We start from the raw sequence: 19,208 nt of genomic DNA, 5'->3' as shown, positions 1-19,208 counted from the left end.
CAAAAAATTAATATCTCAATCATTTTATGATGCTATAGTAACAGTTAATACAACTATAGGGGGCTATTATGAAACGCATTTTTGCAGTATCACTCTGTACAACATTATTAGCAAGCTCACTTTTAGCGGGGGCAGCCTCAGCTAAATCTAATATTGATGTGAAAAAATATTCAGTAAGCGTCAATTCTCATTTAAACGCACCTGCACATGATTCAGTTTCTGAAGTATTTCCTTATGGTTTTGCTGGAGGTTTTGGTTCTGCACTAGCCTTCAAATCATACGACAAGAAAACCGGAGAATATGAATTTTATGCCCTGACAGACCGAGGTCCAAACGGCGATGCACCAACCTACTTAGAAAATGGACAAGCATCAGCAAGTAAGTATTTCCTATCACCAGCATTCAAACCGCAAATTGGGATTTTAAAGATTAAAAAAGGTAAAGCACAAATTAATGAAAGTATTAAATTAAAGAATAAAAATAACTCTTATATTACAGGACTACCAATTGCTCCTGGTAAAACAGGTTCTTCTCTAGAAATTCCACTTTTACCAACGATGGAAAAACTAAACTACGATCCTAACGGGATGGACCCAGAAGGAATTTCTGTAGATAAACAAGGTAATTTCTGGATTTCTGATGAATATGGTCCATTCATCGCGAAATTTTCAAATAATGGTCAATTAGTACAAAAACTTCAACCAGGTAACGGTCTGCCAGAAATCTTGAAATATCGAATTCCAAACCGTGGCATGGAGGGATTAAGTATTAGCCCTAGCGGTAAGGTTTTTTCATCCGCACAAAGTATTTTAGATATTAACGGAGAGACAAACAATGCCCTATTTACACGTATTGTTGTTTTTGATCCAAAGAGTAACAAAACAAAAATGTATGCCTACCCAGTCAATATGTCAAAATTTAAAAAAGCTAAGGACTTGAAAATTGGTGACATTTTCGCAGTAAGTGATAAGCAGCTTCTCGTTATTGAGCAAGGTAAGGATATTAATGGCGAGATGAGAAACGTTATTAACCTTGTCGATCTTACAAAAGCAACAGACCTAACCAATAAAAAAGTTAATGGAAAAGAGCTTGAAACAATTAGCGATCCTGCAGAATTGAAAAAGCTTAACATTCAAATGCCCTCTACGAAGGAAATTCTTAATCTCCGCGAGCACGGGTGGGATATGGAAAAAGCTGAGGGCTTAACATTACTTCCTGATCGTAAAACATTAGCCATTGTAAATGACAATGACTTTGGCGTCGCAGTCTCAACGGATAACGGTGAAAAGATTACTGACTTAAGCTACGATTCTTTAACAAAGAAATGGACTTTAGATTCAAAAAAATTACCAACTAATGTGAAATTTAGTGCTAATTCACCTACTGAACGAAAAAATGTGGTATGGCTCTTCACAATTCCAGAGCTTACTAAGTTACTGAAATAAAGAAGTAAATAAAGCAGTGAAGCTATAGTCTTCGCTGCTTTATTTTAAGATCTAGAACTTGATTTCAGTTTGATAGACTCATCGGATGGCATACGTACAAAAGCAATATTATGAGCCATTGTCTTTGGTTTTTCTAATTCCGTTACTATTCCCCAATCATTTTCATGTCTCTCCCAATAAACCCGTTCAATTTCGAATTTCTCTAGAACACGTTTATCCATTAGCTCATTTTATATTTTTAAGTTCTAGCGAAATGTTGTATTTCACCACTAATATTAATTGTGACTAAAAAATCTGTAGTCATCTCAGGGCTGGTTCACCAGTTTTTAGATTAGCAGGGTGTTTTATTCCTAGTTCATCCTGATATAACAATTGTATCTTCCAACGGCAATAACGGAAATTGTTCTCGAACATCAACCATAAAGTCAGAATATTACGTTAAATAGAAGTAATTCCGTTCCAAATCTGATAAAAATTCATGTTGCCTAGCTGTTTTCTTATTTTTTAAACGCGAAGATTTTCCCAGTTAAGAAACGTCTTGAATGTTTAACCACGGCTTATATTCAGCGCCAATTCCAGAGCTACGACCTTCTGCAATCCACTTTTCAACTTTGGATGTTCCAGTTCTTAGAGACATAAAAACACCCCTTTGGATTATATTAATCCAAAGGGGTGTAACGACGCAACTTCATTTCAAACGGTATAACTTTATTTCAAACGGTGCATCTTTTTTTTATAAACAGTACGACTTTATTATCAAATCTACAGTCCCTCCGGCCTCTTCATCTTTATAATCCGCACTTCAGCTGGGAACCGCAGTTTGTGCAGGTATTGCATCCGCCGATATCCTTGACCTGGCCCTTACGGCAGACCGGGCATGTATTCCCGACTTCTGAACCTATGGTAACATCGGTTGAACGCAGCGGTGAAATGGTGTCCACCAGCACGACTTTCTTTTCTTCTTTGACTGTTGTTTCTTCTTCATCAAATGTGTTTTCTTCTGCTTTCAATGTCAGCACCTGCGAGTCACGGCTTCCATCAACATAAACCGTGCCTCCCTTGGCACCACCCTTGTAAAGGCGTTCGTACACTGCTTCAACCTGATCGACAGTATAGCCCCTCGGTGCATTGACTGTCTTGCTGATTGAGCTGTCGATCCAGCGCTGGATGATGCACTGAACATCTGCATGGGCTTCCGGCGAAAGCTCCATTGCCGAGATGAACCACTCTGGGAGTGAGCTCGGATCTGTCTCAGGATTTTTCGCAAGATATTCCTGGACAATGTCGGCTTTCACTTCAATAAATTTACCCAGGCGCCCGCTTCTGTAATAAGTGAAGGAGAAGTAAGGCTCAAGACCTGTGGATACCCCTACCATCGTGCCGGTAGATCCGGTTGGCGCAACCGTCAAAAGGTGGGAGTTCCTGATACCTGATGCAAGAATGGATTCCCTGACATCTGACGGCATTTTCTGCATGAATCCTGTTTCTGTGAATGCCTGGCGAAGACGGTTCGTCTCCTCAGCAGTTTCTCCTTCAAGGAACGGGAAGCTTCCCTTTTCCCTGCCAAGCTCTATGGACGTGCGGTAAGCCGTCACTGCAATCGTTTCGAATACTGAATCGATCAGTTTGTTGCCTTCCTCGGAGCCATATTCAGTTTCACAGTAGATGAGCAGATCATGAAGCCCCATAACACCAAGGCCGACACGGCGCTCTCCCAGTGCCTGTTTTTTGTTGTCTTCGAGGAAGTACGGAGTCGCATCTATTACGTTATCCTGCATGCGTACACCGACTTCCACTGTCTTTTTGAGTTTATCAAAATCAACGGTCTTCTTTTCTTTATCAGCCATTTCAGCCAGATTGACAGCTGCCAGGTTGCAGACTGAGTATGGAGCGAGCGGCTGCTCTCCGCAAGGATTCGTTGCCACTACCTGCTGGCCGTATGCCTTTGCATTGGTCATATCGTTCGCATTATCTATGAAGAAGATCCCAGGCTCGGCGGAATAGGTGGCACAGACGTTGATCAGGTTCCAAAGCTCTTTTGCTTTGATTGAACGGTAGACGCGGACCTTATGGCCGAGTTTTTCCCATTCCCTGACGTCCCCGATCTTGTGCCATTCCCTGTTGTAAACGTCCATTTCCTCCTGGTCATAGCTCTCGACATCCGGGAAGCGGAGCTCGTACATTTCGTCCTTTTCGACAGCTTCCATGAATTCCTTTGTCAGGCAGACCGAGATGTTGGCCCCGGTCAGGAACTCGGAATTGTGCACACTGTATGTTCCGCCTGTGCGCAGCTTATTCTCAGCATCCCTGATGATTTTTTCGCTGAAGCCGCCAAGGCCTGGCATGGTTTTATAGTTGACTATCCCCTGATACATCGCAGCTTCTGTTTCTGCGAAAGGGGTAAACTTTAATTTTTCATTGGCATACTGCTTGATGGTTTCATCGGTTGTATTTTCAATGAGATAGCGGAGAATCCTTGGATTCTGCATCTTGGAGATGATGAACTCCACGATATCCGGATGGGAATCGATCAGCATGATCATCTGGGCCCCGCGCCTTGATCCGCCCTGCTCAACAAGATGAGTGAGCTTCGCAATGTCATCGAGCCAGGATACAGATCCTGATGACTTGCCGTTTACCCCCCTCGCCAGTGCATTCCGGGGACGGAGCGTCGAACCATTCGTGCCTACCCCGCCGCCGCGGCTCATGATTTCCATGACCTGTTTGCGGTGCTCTGATATTCCTTCCCTTGAATCCTGCACAAACGGCATTACATAGCAGTTGAAGTAGGTGACATCCGTATCGGCACCTGCCCCGTATAATACCCGCCCTGCAGGAATGAAGTTAAGGGATGAAAGCTCCTGGTAAAACTTCTCGAACCATTCTTTTCGCTTTTCTTCTGTTTTTTCCACTGAGGAGAGTCCTGCTGCATTTCTCTTGGCAATCTGCTCATAGAAGATTTCAAGCGGCTTTTCAATGACATCGAGCGATTTTGTGATCACACCCGTGTCTGCCTCTTCCCCCTGTAGTACTCCCCTGAACTCTTCTTCAACAAGCACCCGTGCTTTTTTGTTTTCCCAATCAATATCCATGATGTACCCAAGGCCCCTGGCAGGGAACTTAGGATCTTCCTTGATGGTCAATACAACAAAATCACCAGATGTGAGCGTCACCTTCGCCGTGTCCTTGAATGAATAGCGGTCCAGCATGACGAGCCTTGATACACCTTTGTGTGCAAGGTTCATATCTTCCGTTACCGGGAATACCTGCGGGAAGATCTTGATGTCTTCATTCAATCTCTCAATATTAAGTTTCATATTACTATATAGTGCAACAGACAATGCTATCTCTCCTCCAAAAACCATTTTAGAAAAGCGACAAAATTCGCCTTTCTAATCGATACCCTTAACTTATCACAAGCAAACGTAAATAATCAATATATAGGTATCTTCTTTTTTCGACACCACTATATGTGGTGTAATAGGTCAAAGAAAAAGAAGAATGTCAAATGAAAGAATAAAGGGGAATAAGGCGGATCCATGAGCAATTTGCCGATTTATATCATTTTTTGCGGTTTTTTAAACAGTTTTCCCATTTGCTTTTAGGGTCAGTTTTTGAATTCCTTGCCGTTTCTGAAGCGGCCGCGTGTCAATTAAAAAGCCTGCAAAAAAAATTAAATTTCTGTGCTATTGACATCGAAAAAATGGTTATCTGCCTGATTTTTGACAAATTACTGACTCTTTATATGGATGGATAAAATAGTTTTGATTCTTAGCCCTATCAATTATATAATGAATAGTGCTGGAACTTTCAGGGTAAAAGGGGGTACTACCATTGACAACATTGTATATCTTACTGGTGATTTTAGGAGCTGTCATCATCTATACATTAATTATGTGGCTGAATCAAAAACGCATAGTAAAGACATTGAGCCAGGAAGAATTCATTTCAGGCTACCGCAAGGCGCAGCTGATAGATGTCCGTGAGCCGAACGAATACGAAGGCGGTCATATTCTTGGTGCCAGGAACATACCAATGACTCAGCTGAAAATGCGCTTAAAAGAAATCCGTCCGGACAAGCCTGTTTACCTATACTGCCAGAGCGGCATCAGAAGCGGCCGTGCCGCACAGATGCTCCACAAAAAAGGCTACCGTGACATCTCCCACCTTCAGGGCGGCTTCAAGCGCTGGGGCGGAAAGATTAAAAGAAAAGGTCAATAACGATATAAAAGGCTCCCTGTGAAGGGAGCCTTTTTGCTGTCATTCAAGTAGGTCAACGGATTTAGTTCGATTCAACTTCAGCAGCTATGCATGACCATTTCCGTGTGAAGATTTTTTGCCTGGTGCAAACCATCCCCAAAGAGCGATGGCCACCAGGACGCCGTAGAAAACAAGGGTCCAGCCGGTGCTATGGGGAAAATCATGATCCAATACACCGATATCCTCATGTGCAAGCGTAATGACAGCGAGCTTGACTCCCACCCAGGCGACAATGGCATAGGCAGTCGTTTCCAATGCGGGACGTTTTTCGAGCAGCTGTACAAACCAGGTTGCCGCAAACTTAATCAGGATCAAGCCAGCAATTCCTCCCAGGACGACGATGATAAACTTTCCTCCATCCATACCTCCAAAGTCATCGAGGGGCGAATCCGGAAGTCCCAGCGCAAGGGCTACAGCAGCCAGGATGGAATCAATCGCAAAGGCAAGATCAGCCAGGGCTATTTTACCTACTGTCGGCCAGAAGCCTTTACCGGCAGCTTCCTCTTCTTCTTCTTTATGTACATTTTCATTCGCTTTCCCGAACCTTGCCTGTATCACATGCTTCAATCCCAGGTACAGCAGGTAAGCGGCTCCTATCGCCTGTATCTGCCAGACATTGGCAATGAAGGAAATGGCAAACAAGGCTGCAAACCGGAAAACGAAAGCCATGATGATACCGTAATTGATCGCTCTCTTTTTTTGATCATCGGGCAAATGCTTGGCAATGACTGCCAGCACAAGGGCGTTGTCGGCAGAAAGCAATCCTTCCAGTCCAATCAGGATCAACAATGCCCAGGCATACTCCAGCCATAATGACTCCATCCAATCTCTCTCCTTCTAATTCTAAAAATATAATGCAAATTGTGCTCCTTGAATAGAATCCCCCATAAACCGCAGTAAATCCAAATTATACGGTAACAAGAGTACATATCCGTTTATAACTACCTTTCCTTAATCGATTATAAACTTTTATCCGAATAAAAATAATGTGCTTACAGCTTATTGTAATAAATTCGTCACTATTTCATTACATTTTCCTATTTGAGGCCGGATTATCAGAGGTTTAGGTAAGCTGAGATTTATACAGAAGTACCGGAAGTACCGGAAGCTCAGTTGCTCTTCTCCCCTTCATAAGATGTGAACATAAGATCATTATGTTAACGGCATAGCAAAGCCCGGGAATAACCAGTATTCCCGGGCTTACTTTGGCATCCGCCCCCGGCAGATGCTTTATCCTTCTTTGGAATAACGCAGGACCGGCTTACGGGCTGCAAGTGTTTCATCCAATCGTTTAATCACCGTTGTATGCGGCGCTTCCTGTACAATCTCAGGATTTTCCTCGGCCTCTTTTGCAATCTGGATCATCGCATTAATGAAGGCATCGAGTGTCTCCTTTGACTCTGTTTCAGTCGGCTCAATCATGATGCATTCTTCGACATTGAGCGGGAAGTAGATGGTCGGCGGATGATATCCGAAATCAAGCAGGCGCTTGGCGATATCCAATGTCCGCACTCCCAATTTCTTCTGCCTTCTGCCGCTCAATACGAATTCATGCTTGCAATGCCTGTCATATGGCAGGTCATAATGGGACGCGAGCCTTCTCATCATATAATTGGCATTAAGTACGGCATACTCAGTCACTGCTTTCAAACCATCCGGGCCCATAGTGCGGATATAGGTGTATGCCCGCACGTTGATTCCAAAGTTACCGTAATAAGGCTTGACCCGACCAATGGATTGCGGTCTGTCGTAATCCAAGGTATACTGACCATCCTTCTTGGTAAGGATCGGCGCAGGCAGATATGGAATCAGATCCGCTTTTACACCAACAGGACCGGATCCCGGCCCGCCGCCGCCATGAGGCCCGGTGAAGGTTTTATGCAGGTTAAGGTGGACCACGTCAAAGCCCATATCCCCCGGCCGCGCTTTTGAAAGGACCGCATTGAGATTCGCTCCATCGTAATAGAGCTTGCCTCCTGCACTATGGACAATCTCAGCCATTTCCAGGATATTTTCCTCAAATAACCCTAAGGTATTCGGGTTCGTGAGCATAAGCGCAGCTGTATCGGAACCCACTACTCTTCTCAGATCCTCCAGGTCCACCAATCCGTCTTCATTGGATTTAACCGTCACGGTCTCAAATCCGGCAACGGTGGCAGAAGCAGGGTTTGTTCCATGAGCAGAGTCAGGGACTATGACCTTCGTGCGCGCCGTGTCGCCATTTGCTTCATGGAAGGCACGGATCATCATCAAACCCGTCCACTCACCGTGGGCGCCTGCAGCCGGCTGCAGGGTCACTTCGTCCATTCCTGTGATTTCAATCAAATGCTCCTGCAGATCATACATCAATTCAAGGGCACCCTGAACTGTGCTTTCATCCTGAAGCGGGTGGATATGCGCAAATCCATTGTATCTTGCCACAGCTTCATTGATCTTCGGGTTGTATTTCATTGTGCATGAGCCGAGCGGGTAAAAGCCTGAGTCCACACCATGGTTGCGCTTGGAAAGGGCTGTGTAATGACGCATGATATCAAGCTCTGAAACCTCGGGCAGCTCTGCATCTTCTGTGCGAAGATATTCAGCGGGTATAATACTCTCAAGCTCCACTTCTTCTATTTCAAGGTCCGGGAGGCTGTATCCGATCCTTCCCGGAGTGCTTAATTCAAAAATCAATGGCTGGTCTTGTTCATGGTTATTCATGGCCATCCCCCAATTCTTTCACGAACATATCGATTTCGTCTTTTGTCCTGAGTTCGGTGACTGCAACAAGCATATGATCCTTCAGCTCCGGGAAACTCCGGCCCAGATCATATCCGCCGATGATTCCTTTTGCAATCAGGCGGCGGTTCACCTCGGCAGCAGGCTGGCCGAGCTTGATGACAAATTCATTGAAGGACGGGCCTTCAAAAACGATTTCCCTGCCGCTCTCCTTAAGCTGGGTCTTGGCATAATGAGCTTTCTGGATGTTCCTTACAGCCATTTCCTTTACGCCATTCCTTCCGAGCGCTGTCATCGCCACAGATGCAGCAAGAGCATTGAGCGCCTGGTTGGAGCAAATGTTTGAGGTGGCCTTATCACGGCGTATATGCTGTTCGCGGGCCTGAAGCGTCAACACAAAGCCCCGCTTGCCGTTTTCATCCACCGTCTGTCCGACAAGCCTGCCTGGAACCTTTCGCATCAGCTTGCTGGTAACAGCGAAGTAGCCGCAGTGCGGACCGCCGAATGCGGATGGAATCCCAAATGGCTGGGCATCGCCCGCCACAATATCGGCGCCGAATTTACCTGGAGGCGTAAGGGCACCGAGTGCGGCAGGATTGCTGGAAACGATGAACATCGACTTCTTCTCATGCACTGCTTCCTCTATATCCTTAAGCGGTTCGATACGTCCAAAGAAATTTGGATACTGCACGATAACACCGGCAATATCATCCGTAATCATTTCTTTCAGCGCCTCGACATCAGTCACGCCGTCAGAGTATGGAATTTCTTCCACTTCGATATACTGTCCCTTTGCATAGGTCTTTACAACATCCTTTGTTTCCGGGTGGACAGCACTTGATATAAGGATTTTCTTGCGGCGGGTGTGTCCGGTCGCAAGCATGGCTGCTTCTGCGATGGCGGTGCCTCCGTCATACATGGAGGAATTCGCTACATCCATACCGGTAAGCTCACAGATCATCGTCTGGAATTCAAAGATCGCCTGCAGCTCGCCCTGTGAGATTTCCGGCTGGTAAGGCGTATAGGCTGTATAGAATTCGGAACGCGAGATGACGTGGTCCACAATGGTAGGAATATAGTGGTCGTACACACCCGCACCGAGGAATGATACATTCTGTTTCAGGTCAGCATTCTTGGCAGCAAGCCTCGTCAGCTCCTTAAGGAGAGTCGACTCAGGCGCGGCGGGTTTAATATTATATTCTCCCTTGAAACGAACTTTCTCAGGAATGTCCTGAAACAGTTCATCTATAGAAGCAGCGCCAATAGTTTTCAGCATTTGCTCTTTATCTTGTTCAGTCATCGGCAGATATCGATGCTTCATTATATATTCCCCTTCCCTATTAACCTCTTGGCCTTTTATAAAATGGTGTAGCCGAAACGACAGCTTTCAGCTTTTTAGAACGGATCTCGATTTCCACTTCTGTCCCAATCGCAGCGAATTCCTTTTTCACGAGCGCGAGACCGATATTTTTCTTCAAAGTCGGAGATTGTGTGCCGGTTGTGACCTCACCAATCAGTCCGCCGTCTGCATAAACCGGATAGCCATGGCGCGGGATACCGCGGTCGATCATTTCAACGCCAACCAGTTTGCGCGGTGCTCCATTTTCCTTTTGATCCTTCAAGACTGCTTTTCCAATGAAGTCTTCCGTTTTCTTCACATTGACCGCAAAGCCGATGCCTGCTTCAATCGGGCTGATGTCCGCTGAAAGCTCCTGCCCGTAAAGCGCCAGATTCGCTTCAAAGCGCAGGGTATCCCGTGCGCCCAGTCCAATAGGCAGGACGCCTTCTTCTTTCCCAGCTTCTAAGATATCCTTCCAGACTTTTTTGGCATCACTGCTCTGACAGTAAATCTCAAAGCCATCCTCACCTGTATAGCCGGTCCTCGATACGAGGGCCTTGATGCCGTTAAGCTCCATTTCATCCTTGAACTTAAAGAAGCCGATCTCACTCAAATCCTGGGAGCCTGCAAGCTTCTGAAGAACCGCTTCAGCCTTCGGCCCCTGCAGGGCCAGCTGTGCAACATCTGTTGAAATGTTTTTCAGCCTGCAGTCCTCTGTACGGTTCTGTTCAAGCCATTCGTAATCTTTTAGTATATTAGCAGCGTTCACGACAAGAAGATAATCGCCGTCCGCTTTTTTATACACGATCAAATCATCAACCGTTCCGCCATTTTCATAGCACATGGCTGTATACTGGGCGCCACCGTCCACTAGCTTCGACACATCATTGGTCATGACCTTCTGCAGGAACTGAAGGCTCTCAGGCCCCTTCACTTCAATTTCGCCCATGTGGGATACATCGAACAGTCCGGCCTTTGTTCTTACTGCCTCATGCTCTTCTTTAATGCTGGAAAATTGTACAGGCAGATCCCAGCCGCCGAAATCGATTGTTTTAGCTCCATGGTCTGCGTATACCTCATAAAGCGGTGTTCTTTGTAGTACAGACAAATTAATACCCCCAGTCAAAAGAATGTTTACTAGTAAAACCTAGGATAAAACGCAAAAAAAGACAGGGAAACGCCGCTTTCAAACGTCATTTCCCTGTCCTGATACCTGAAAGTTTACCCTTTTAAAAAAGGCTTTCCCCTTTGGTGGCCCGGCATATTGCAGGCGCTCTCCAGAGCCGCGTCCAGCAAGAGTACTTTTGCCTGAGAGATTCACTTTTAATTAAAAAGCTTGCTCCTTCGGCGCCGTCTTGGAAATACAGTCTCTCCCCTTGCCTTCATCCGCTTATATTAAATTCATTTATGGTCATACTAAAGGCTATGTATGTTACTTAAAAAGTAAGAGTAGTACAAATACTTTGAAAGCTAGTTTCATCCTATCATTATTTTTTATATTTCTGCAATAATTTTTTATGCAACGCGACGAAAAAACCGTTTTCATTTATGAAGTTAAAACAAATAGTTCGTTTTTACGTTATTAATTCAATTTAATATTAGTATTAACTAAGAAAAAGATAGTAAAAACCGAACATTTCTCTTCAAAGGAGACAGAAACCATGAAAATACAGGTGGCTTTTGATTCAGAATGGGAAAACGGCCTGCAGACTAAAATTGACCAGGACGGACCCTGGGCGAATTGGGAACTTTATAAGCTTGCCGTCGAGGTGGAAAAACAGCTGGTGGTGCCGGAATTTGAAGGCCTGCAGGCCCCAAGGCATCTTCCCCAGCTCAAGCCGCTGCCCCATCAGCTCGAGGCAGCGAGGGAAGTGGTCGAAAACATGCACGGCAAGGCCATTCTCGGAGACGAGGTAGGTCTTGGGAAGACCATTGAGGCCGGCTTGATCCTAAAGGAATATATGATCCGCGGCCTGGTTAAAAAGGTCCTGATCCTTGTGCCGGCTTCCCTCGTCTCACAATGGGCGTTTGAATTGAATACAAAATTCCATATCCCTGCGGTGGCACAGCGGAAGAGCTATGTCTGGGAGGCTTACGATGTAGTCATTTCTTCCATTGACACGGCAAAAAAACAGCCCCACCGCGATATTATCTTTGAACAGCAGTATGATTTGATCATTGTCGATGAGGCTCATAAGCTGAAAAATAACAAAACTAAAAACTATGAGTTTGTGCAGAGCCTGAAAAAGAAATTCTGCCTGCTTCTCACAGCAACGCCGATCCAGAATCGGGTAGATGAAATCTTTCATCTTGTATCCTTATTGAAGCCGGGCCATCTTGGCAATGCAGCCCTCTTCGCCGAAAAATACAAAAAGAAAAAGCGCGGCCTGAATGAGGATGAACGCCTGAAGGAGCTGGTGAACAAGGTGATGATCCGGAACAGGCGTGCAGATACAGGGATTGAATGGACAAAAAGGCATGTCGAAACCATCCTGATCGACTTTACTGAAGAAGAACGCGCCCTTTATGACGCAGTATCAGCCTTCAGGCCATATGGCAGCGAGTCAGCCGGAAGTGCCTTCTCTACCCTGACCCTTCAGCGCGAGGCATGCTCAAGCAGAGAATCGGTGTATTATACCCTGAAGAAGATGCTGCAGAAGGCCGAAGACCCGGATGCTTTCTATGAGGAGAAATTGAAGCCTATATATGCGCTGATCGACTCTATTGAACAAAACTCCAAGGCTGAAAAGGCGCTCGAGCTGATTCAGAAAATCGATGATAAGGTCATCATTTTTACTGAATACCGGGCTACCCAGATGTACCTGCAGTGGTTCCTGAAATCCAACGGAATCAGCTCTGTGCCTTTCCGAGGCGGCTTCAAGCGGGGGAAAAAGGATTGGATGAAAGATCTTTTCGAAAAGCAATTTCAAGTCTTAATTGCAACAGAGGCAGGCGGCGAGGGAATCAACCTTCAATTCTGCCATCATCTTATTAATTTCGACCTGCCCTGGAATCCGATGCGCCTGGAGCAGCGGATCGGCCGTGTACATCGGCTCGGACAGGAGCATGATGTTATGATTTATAACTTCGCGACAAAAAACACCGTCGAAGAACATATCCTCAAGCTGCTGTATGACAAAATACAATTATTCGAGCGCGTGGTCGGGGAGCTTGATGATATATTAACCCGGCTAGAGATCGGGAAAATCGAGGATTATCTGATAGATGTGGTAGGCCATTCCAAAACGGAGGGTGAAATGAAGATCAAAATGGAGAATTTGTCCTCCATGATCTCCTTTGCCCAGGATATCAAAAAGGGTGAGATGGATGCAGCAAGCGGAAATTCATGAGTTTTTACTAAAGTACTTTAGAGCCAATGACTGCAGGATTGAAGAAAACAAGCCGGGTTATTTAACAGTGGAGCTGACGATTGAACAGGATAAGCTGCTTATGAACCGACCCTTCTACTGGCATTACCTGGAGAAGACAGGCGGTGAACCCAAGCTTTCCCGGCTTACACTTATTACAGATCCTGCCCTTGCGCCAGTTGACCTTAAAGGGGAGTTCATCCATTTCGGCTCTCCCCGCCTGCACCAGATATTCGAGACAACCAAACAGCTTTCAAGCTATATCAGGCTGTATGAAGAAAACACAGTCCAGAGTCAGAATCCGCTCTACCCCTGGCTTGGGCTGAATGTGAAGGTTTCGTATCAGTGCAACAGGAAGAAGGACATCTTCCTCTCGCTCGGGGTGAACTTAATATCCGGCAACATTGACGAGGACTTTCATAACAAGGTATTAAAGCTCTCTGTCACGCCGAAGATACCCGACTTTTCCTACACTCTCTCACCACTGATCAAGACCCAGAGCGGCCTGGCAAGGATAGACACCCATATCCGGACAAGCCTCTCCTTTGATGACCATAGCTGGGCAGAGGATGCTTGTTCGCGATGGGAGAATGACCTAAAGCTGCTGGAAGACTTCTATCAGGACTCGGAAAAGACAGAAAGCTATGAAACAGAAAAAGAAGCGCTGCGGGAGCAATATGAACCGAAAATATCGATAAAAATCATCAATGGCGGATTGTTTTACTTGAGCCAGCAGGCGATGTGATATAAAGAAATATACCCGATATAAAAAGGGTCCATATTAACTATTGAACAGAAAGAGGCTGCTTAAAAGGCAGCCTCTCTTTCATAAGTAGATACCTCTGCGAGAAAAAATGGAAATAGCAATCGTCTTAAAAATGATTTTATAGAACATAAGACCCGATTAACAAAGTAATAAATAGGATGTTTGTTATTGCAAAATAAACAAATTTCCCGGCGGGGCTAATATCACATAACTTACTAAATTTTAATATACAAGAGGAAACCAAAAATAAAACTGTAGGAATGATGACAAAACTGCCATGGAATGTTAAATATGCTGGAGCATAAATGTAGCTATCTATTCTAAAACTTGTATTAAACGTGTAAATTTGGCTTACTAAGTATAAAGCCATAGGGACGTAAACCAGCCACTTTGTATTCTCTTTCTCGAGTAGATTATTTTTCGAAAAAAAGATATATGCAAAAAATACACAAGGTAATATTATCCATAAAATAGAAAAGAAAAAGATAGTGATACTTCCAAAAGAATTCGTTATAGTATTATATATTGCATTCTTCACGTCTGCTGTTCTAACCTTTTTACTCTCTGCAACTACACCAGCCTTAGGTGAAGCACCATATAAACTATAATCCTCTCCAGAAAAACTCAACCATAATATTCCTTCTCCATTAATTCCAAAAGGATTAATCGGCAGGTTTTTAGTCGTACTAACCCTTTTGGCTATCCAGTTTTTCCCCTTTTTTTCTGCTAAATAGAGATTATAACCCTGATATTTAGAAACCCTTGAACCATAAGCTGTAAATAAGATCTTATTGTAATTTTTTCCGACCAATGAAATACTTCTAGGGTTGTTATATTCTTGATTATTCCTGTAATCGATAAAGTTTAGTTTATTGGTTATTGGTCTTATTTCTGGATTTTCAACATTTAATATGACCTCTTTAACAGTATAGATTTTGTTCCCTTGGGAGTTAGTTAATATATTCATATATATATGTAATCTGTTATCTTGACGCTGCACCTTTAATCCTTGTAAGCTCTCATTATAACTTAAAGAAAAAGTGGGGAACTGGGTTATTTTATAACCTTCACCAGTATGCTCAAAATATGTATATAATAAATTCTCTTGTTGAGGTTCTGTAGTAATGATAAATGAATCTCGGTAAAATGCAACTTCAGTAATATTATAATTAAATTTATACAAACTTCTAATTTGTTCAGACATGGGATCTAATTCAAACAAATGACGGTCCACCCAATAAAGTATACGATTTTGGTTCGTTACAATACTGGTAACATTGTCAGCTATTTTTCTTTTGTCACTACCATTAACCAAATATATAACTCCCCGATCTAGGTATATCACTCTTTTATTGTTCATCCAAAATGCAGTGTTCTCGGGAACATTAACATTTATATCTTTACTTGTTTTGCAATCTAACAGCTGGCTACATGTTACTTTATAAATAATTTTGTTAGCTGGAATATATGTTGTTGAAACCTTATCTTCATTAATATTAAAGGGAATCATTTTTTTTTCTGTGCTAATTCCCAAACTAGAAGATCGACTCCAACCATTACTGGGTGTTTTCAATTCTAAGTGTAAATTTTCATAAAAAATTGACAATATTATAAGAATCAAGATTATTATTGGTAAAATAAATGCCCTCCTGGTCACGCTTATCCTCCTTAACCATTATCCCCTTCATTAATTAGAATAATTTAAAGTTATTAGATGAACTGTGATGAACATAAAAAGCCCAACAAATTAAACAAGTTGCATGCTGCAATTACAAGTTGTAACAGCACATTCTAATACATCTGCTTGATAGCTTGAATATTCTAGATACATTACTTTATTAATTAAATATATAGGCATAACTGAGCTTAAATATTTAATAATTTCAAAGGATGCTACATTAGCTACGTTACCTGCCATTTCTGTTGTGCTACTCAAAATAAAGTTATTATTCCCCAAAGGTTCATATCCTTCATATGAAGATTCTTCCTGCGTAATTTGCTTAAGAACACACTGTAATTTATGACTTTTTCCTGGAATGTATAGTGGAAATATTCTTCCTGTATGCCCGACATAACCACCTGTAAATGAAATCGGTATATTCTTTTCGTCAGCTAAACGAGTTAAAGAGTATTCTAAAGTGGCTTTATCATTTTTGATTATCCTTTGCATGTTTCCGCTGTCACCAGCAAAAATAATGATGTCAATATCGGGATAAATATTGCTTATATCTAAGAGTCTATGATAACTTTTTATTTTTTCCTTTAGACCTACAACTACTGTATTTTCATTTCGGAATTTTATCTTTTTCTTTAATGCATCAACCTTATACACACCTATATCTGAAAAGTCAAAATGGGGTTGTCTCCTTAAATTACTCTTATCCACGACATCATCATCAACTAAAATGAACTTGCTAATTCCATAAGTGGCTAAGTTCATAACCATAGAAGCACCTATAGTCCCGGTTCCAATAATCATCACTTTGCTATCCATAATTTTTTGTTGGATATCATAGCGTGACATCTTTTCTGTTTCAAATTCAGACCATAGATTTATTTAACGATCGTATTGATCAACTAATTGAGGGTTAATGTGATCTAGTTCTTTTTTTATTGTAATAATCTTTTCACTAAATAAGAATTGTATAATTCCTTCAAATTCTTGTTCACCATACGGAAATTTCGTTAATATACGAATTTCTAATTCTTTTAATGAAATAGGCTTATCTAGATTTAAAAAGATTTCATAACCAATATCAGTTAATTCATAAATGAGTCCATTATCTTTATCTGTTATCGGTCGCGATATAATGACCTCTTTAGTCCTATGATTTATGTATACTTTTAAATAAGGTCTAATTTCTAACATATTTCCTCCTGTATAAAAAAAACTATAAAACCAAAAAATGATTTTATAGTTTTTATTAATAATATTATCTGTAAACTTGCCAATCAAAACCAATACAAACAGCCATTTTCACTGGAGTACCTTTCTTTTTCAATCTTCTCACCTCCTCTCTTGAATAAATATTACTATTAAAATAAATAAATAAAAAAGGTAAAAAGCGTAGAAATTAAGTCTATAAAGACTTAGAAACTGCAGTTTCCTTATATTTACTAATAGTATCCTATCTTTTAATAGATATAGTTATATTTAAGAAATAGCAATATTGTTCATATCCGATATAGTTGTTCTTAAAAATTTCTTTAAAAGGTCAGACAAAAAAAAACCCCAGTGGGGTTTGGTTAAGAATATGACTTAATTAAAGATTGGATATCTCTTTATCTACCATTTTTAATAAATCTATCCTTTCATTAAGATTATAAACCAACCCAGCCTTCTCAAAAGCTATTTTTGATAGAGATAATATTTTTAAATGTTTATATATTAATCCTTGTTGGAAAAACAAATCTCCTAATCCATACATTAGATCGAAATCTAAGCAAAATCTTATACCTTTCATACATTTCTCTAGCGACTCCGTAAACTGACCCACCTGTCTTAACGCTCTAGTATGATTATATAAAAGACGTATATACATCTTAGGTTCAAGCTTTTCTGGAATCCTTTTTAAATAATTTTCTATATAATTATACAGTTCGATTGCTTTTACATGTAAATTAGCGTCCTTATAAATATTAGCCTTACTAATCATAATTTCTAATTTGCTAAAATTATAATAAGGTACAACTTTTAATTTCAATGCTTTATCATACATCGCCAAAGAACCATCAATATTACCATGGAGATAAAATTGGCACATCCCCTTATGCCAATAATAAAATTGACTTAAAGAGTCTTTTTTCATAAAAATGTTTTTTTCTAATTTCAATAATTCATCTACTTTTTTATAATCACGCTTAGTAACTTCTTTTCGGATTAACTCAATTGTGTTGTTAATATAGTCTTCTTCTACATCTTCATTTAATAAATATGTTATCGAAACTCCTAGCCTGGAAGCTATATGTTGTAAAACAAAAGCTGATGGTGATGTATAGCCCTTTTCAATATCACTTAGGTAGGGCTGCGAACATATACCAGTACACAACTCCTTTTGAGACAATTGCTGTTCCTTGCGAAGAAACTTAATTCTTTCGCCTAGTAACTTCAGTGCAAATTCCAAACTTATCCCTCCGATATATAGCTATATTTATATTTTATATTGTTAGTTACAAAAATATAGACATTTTTTCTCAAATTTGTTCATTTTTCGCTTTTAATAGGTCTAAAGGTTCATTAATGCATGTGATAAAATTACTATAAATTTTATTACGGAGTGATTGTATGAAAAAAATAATACTTGTTATATGTTTTGTTTTTAGTTTAACTATTGGCAATACTACAGCGATAAATACAAATTTGGGCAAACAAAATGACTTAGCTGCCCCATCAATTATGTTTAGCAAAGAAGATGATCCAGGCTCATTACATTGAATAATTAAAGATACATCTTTGGACCATTACTCCTCTTTTGTATTATCAGATATATTATCTAACTATGAACTACCAAATGATTTCGAATAGCTTGAAGAAGTAGAACTTAGTCCCTGCTTTAAAAAAAGAAGCAATAAAAAGGGGGCAGCATTCCTGCCCCCCTTTTTATTGCTTCTTTTTTATAACCATCAACAGCGCCATCGGAATCACGCCAAACCAATTATAAGATAGCGGAGGGCGTGACTGTTTCTTCTCCTGCCGCACCTTCTTCCGCTCTTCCTTCGGCTGGTTAAAAAATGTGACAAACTGCTGTGTGATGAATTTTATAATATCATTTGTTGACATACAATCACCCAGCATACAGCATGCCCAAACCCTCAAGGATCTATACGCTGAAGGATCTCGGCGGCCGCTTCCTCTGCCGTCTGTCTGTTTATGGAAATTGTGATTTCCGCCTCCCTGTAGACAGGAAGCCTCTCCTCATACAGGCGGCGGAGATCCGCTCTTTTATTCCCTGCCAAAAGCGGTCTGCTTGAATCCGCTGCCAGGCGGCGCTCGATTTCTTCAATCCTGCAGTCGAGAAAGACTACCCTTCCGTTTTCCTTCATGTACTTCCGGTTTTCTTCCTGCAGCACTGTGCCGCCGCCGGTTGTTATGATGGCATCGGCTGCAGGCAGGCTCCTCAGCATCCCGCTTTCCCGCTGTCTGAAATAGGCTTCCCCTTTATCAGCAAATATCTCGGAAATGTTCATGCCTTCTGCTTTGATCACTTCCTGGTCGATATCATAGACAGGCAGGCCGGTCATGTCTCCGAGTATGGCGCCTACTGTTGTTTTCCCCGAGCCCATGAACCCGGTAATATAAATGACTTTCATTA

At 41.9% G+C, this 19,208-nt stretch carries 17 protein-coding genes and 1 riboswitch; of the genes, 5 read left to right on the top strand and 12 right to left on the bottom strand.

What is annotated here, in order from left to right; genetic code table 11:
- Positions 1–68 precede the first annotated feature (68 nt).
- Positions 69–1,445 carry an esterase-like activity of phytase family protein gene (locus V1498_RS07055; protein WP_409297821.1) on the top strand — a complete coding sequence of 459 codons (1,377 nt, stop codon included), beginning with the start codon at positions 69–71 and terminating at the stop codon, positions 1,443–1,445.
- A 44-nt stretch (positions 1,446–1,489) separates the two neighbouring features.
- On the opposite strand, the gene V1498_RS07050 is transcribed toward V1498_RS07055, so the two are convergent.
- Together V1498_RS07050 and V1498_RS07045 are read right to left on the bottom strand one after the other, a co-directional pair.
- A complete protein-coding gene (locus V1498_RS07050) occupies positions 1,490–1,666 on the bottom strand; it encodes a hypothetical protein (protein WP_409297820.1) in 177 nt (58 codons plus the stop codon).
- Positions 1,667–2,233: 567 nt separating this feature from the next.
- On the bottom strand, positions 2,234–4,762 hold the full coding sequence (locus tag V1498_RS07045) for a vitamin B12-dependent ribonucleotide reductase (RefSeq protein WP_409299184.1): 2,529 nt from the start codon (positions 4,760–4,762) through the stop codon (positions 2,234–2,236).
- Positions 4,763–5,279: 517 nt separating this feature from the next.
- Here V1498_RS07045 and V1498_RS07040 point away from each other — a divergent pair.
- Positions 5,280–5,666 carry a rhodanese-like domain-containing protein gene (locus tag V1498_RS07040; RefSeq protein WP_409289228.1) on the top strand — a complete coding sequence of 129 codons (387 nt, stop codon included), beginning with the start codon at positions 5,280–5,282 and terminating at the stop codon, positions 5,664–5,666.
- 84 nt (positions 5,667–5,750) lie between these two features.
- Here V1498_RS07040 and V1498_RS07035 read toward each other — a convergent pair whose 3' ends face one another.
- The 4 genes from V1498_RS07035 to gcvT form a co-directional block, all read right to left on the bottom strand.
- The gene (locus V1498_RS07035) at positions 5,751–6,527 is read right to left on the bottom strand and encodes a TerC family protein (protein ID WP_409297818.1); all 777 of its coding nucleotides are present in this window, start codon (positions 6,525–6,527) and stop codon (positions 5,751–5,753) included.
- A 408-nt stretch (positions 6,528–6,935) separates the two neighbouring features.
- Positions 6,936–8,405: an aminomethyl-transferring glycine dehydrogenase subunit GcvPB gene (gene gcvPB, locus V1498_RS07030; protein WP_409297816.1), complete on the bottom strand. Its 1,470-nt coding sequence runs from the start codon at positions 8,403–8,405 to the stop codon at positions 6,936–6,938.
- Positions 8,398–9,744, bottom strand: coding sequence for an aminomethyl-transferring glycine dehydrogenase subunit GcvPA (gene gcvPA / locus V1498_RS07025; protein ID WP_409297814.1), 1,347 nt, complete (start codon positions 9,742–9,744; stop codon positions 8,398–8,400). The genes gcvPB and gcvPA overlap by 8 nt, the downstream gene beginning before the upstream one ends.
- A 19-nt stretch (positions 9,745–9,763) precedes the next feature.
- Positions 9,764–10,870 (bottom strand): glycine cleavage system aminomethyltransferase GcvT, encoded by a 1,107-nt coding sequence (gene gcvT / locus V1498_RS07020; protein ID WP_409297812.1) that lies wholly within the window; start codon positions 10,868–10,870, stop codon positions 9,764–9,766.
- A gap of 178 nt (positions 10,871–11,048) precedes the next feature.
- Positions 11,049–11,148, bottom strand: a riboswitch (glycine riboswitch).
- A gap of 275 nt (positions 11,149–11,423) precedes the next feature.
- Here gcvT and V1498_RS07015 point away from each other — a divergent pair.
- The gene (locus tag V1498_RS07015; RefSeq protein ID WP_409297811.1) at positions 11,424–13,112 is read left to right on the top strand and encodes a DEAD/DEAH box helicase; all 1,689 of its coding nucleotides are present in this window, start codon (positions 11,424–11,426) and stop codon (positions 13,110–13,112) included.
- Positions 13,090–13,875, top strand: coding sequence for a YqhG family protein (locus tag V1498_RS07010; RefSeq protein ID WP_409297809.1), 786 nt, complete (start codon positions 13,090–13,092; stop codon positions 13,873–13,875). The genes V1498_RS07015 and V1498_RS07010 overlap by 23 nt, the downstream gene beginning before the upstream one ends.
- Before the next feature lie 139 nt (positions 13,876–14,014).
- On the opposite strand, the gene V1498_RS07005 is transcribed toward V1498_RS07010, so the two are convergent.
- The 4 genes from V1498_RS07005 to V1498_RS06990 all read right to left on the bottom strand — a co-directional run bounded on the left by V1498_RS07005 (position 14,015) and on the right by V1498_RS06990 (position 18,020).
- Positions 14,015–15,553 carry a hypothetical protein gene (locus V1498_RS07005; protein ID WP_409297808.1) on the bottom strand — a complete coding sequence of 513 codons (1,539 nt, stop codon included), beginning with the start codon at positions 15,551–15,553 and terminating at the stop codon, positions 14,015–14,017.
- Between the two features lie 90 nt (positions 15,554–15,643).
- On the bottom strand, positions 15,644–16,420 hold the full coding sequence (locus V1498_RS07000) for a ThiF family adenylyltransferase (RefSeq protein WP_409297806.1): 777 nt from the start codon (positions 16,418–16,420) through the stop codon (positions 15,644–15,646).
- Positions 16,421–16,453: 33 nt separating this feature from the next.
- The gene (locus V1498_RS06995) at positions 16,454–16,765 is read right to left on the bottom strand and encodes a hypothetical protein (protein WP_409297804.1); all 312 of its coding nucleotides are present in this window, start codon (positions 16,763–16,765) and stop codon (positions 16,454–16,456) included.
- Positions 16,766–17,159: 394 nt separating this feature from the next.
- Positions 17,160–18,020, bottom strand: a complete 861-nt coding sequence (locus V1498_RS06990) for a helix-turn-helix domain-containing protein (protein ID WP_409297802.1) — start codon at positions 18,018–18,020, stop codon at positions 17,160–17,162.
- Positions 18,021–18,181: 161 nt separating this feature from the next.
- Between V1498_RS06990 and V1498_RS06985 the strand changes: the two genes are divergently transcribed.
- Positions 18,182–18,331, top strand: coding sequence for a hypothetical protein (locus V1498_RS06985; protein WP_409297801.1), 150 nt, complete (start codon positions 18,182–18,184; stop codon positions 18,329–18,331).
- A 165-nt stretch (positions 18,332–18,496) separates the two neighbouring features.
- On the opposite strand, the gene V1498_RS06980 is transcribed toward V1498_RS06985, so the two are convergent.
- Together V1498_RS06980 and V1498_RS06975 are read right to left on the bottom strand one after the other, a co-directional pair.
- Entirely contained in the window at positions 18,497–18,676 is a 180-nt protein-coding gene (locus V1498_RS06980) for a YqzE family protein (protein WP_409297799.1), read from the bottom strand.
- A 32-nt stretch (positions 18,677–18,708) separates the two neighbouring features.
- Positions 18,709–19,206: a shikimate kinase gene (locus V1498_RS06975; protein WP_409297797.1), complete on the bottom strand. Its 498-nt coding sequence runs from the start codon at positions 19,204–19,206 to the stop codon at positions 18,709–18,711.
- Positions 19,207–19,208: the final 2 nt, after the last annotated feature.

The organism is Paraperibacillus marinus (assembly GCF_046237605.1).
Lineage (GTDB): Bacteria > Bacillota > Bacilli > Bacillales > DSM-1321 > Paraperibacillus > Paraperibacillus marinus.
The sequence above is the reverse complement of the archived record's forward strand: the minus strand, read 5'-3'. Positions and strand labels throughout refer to the sequence as shown.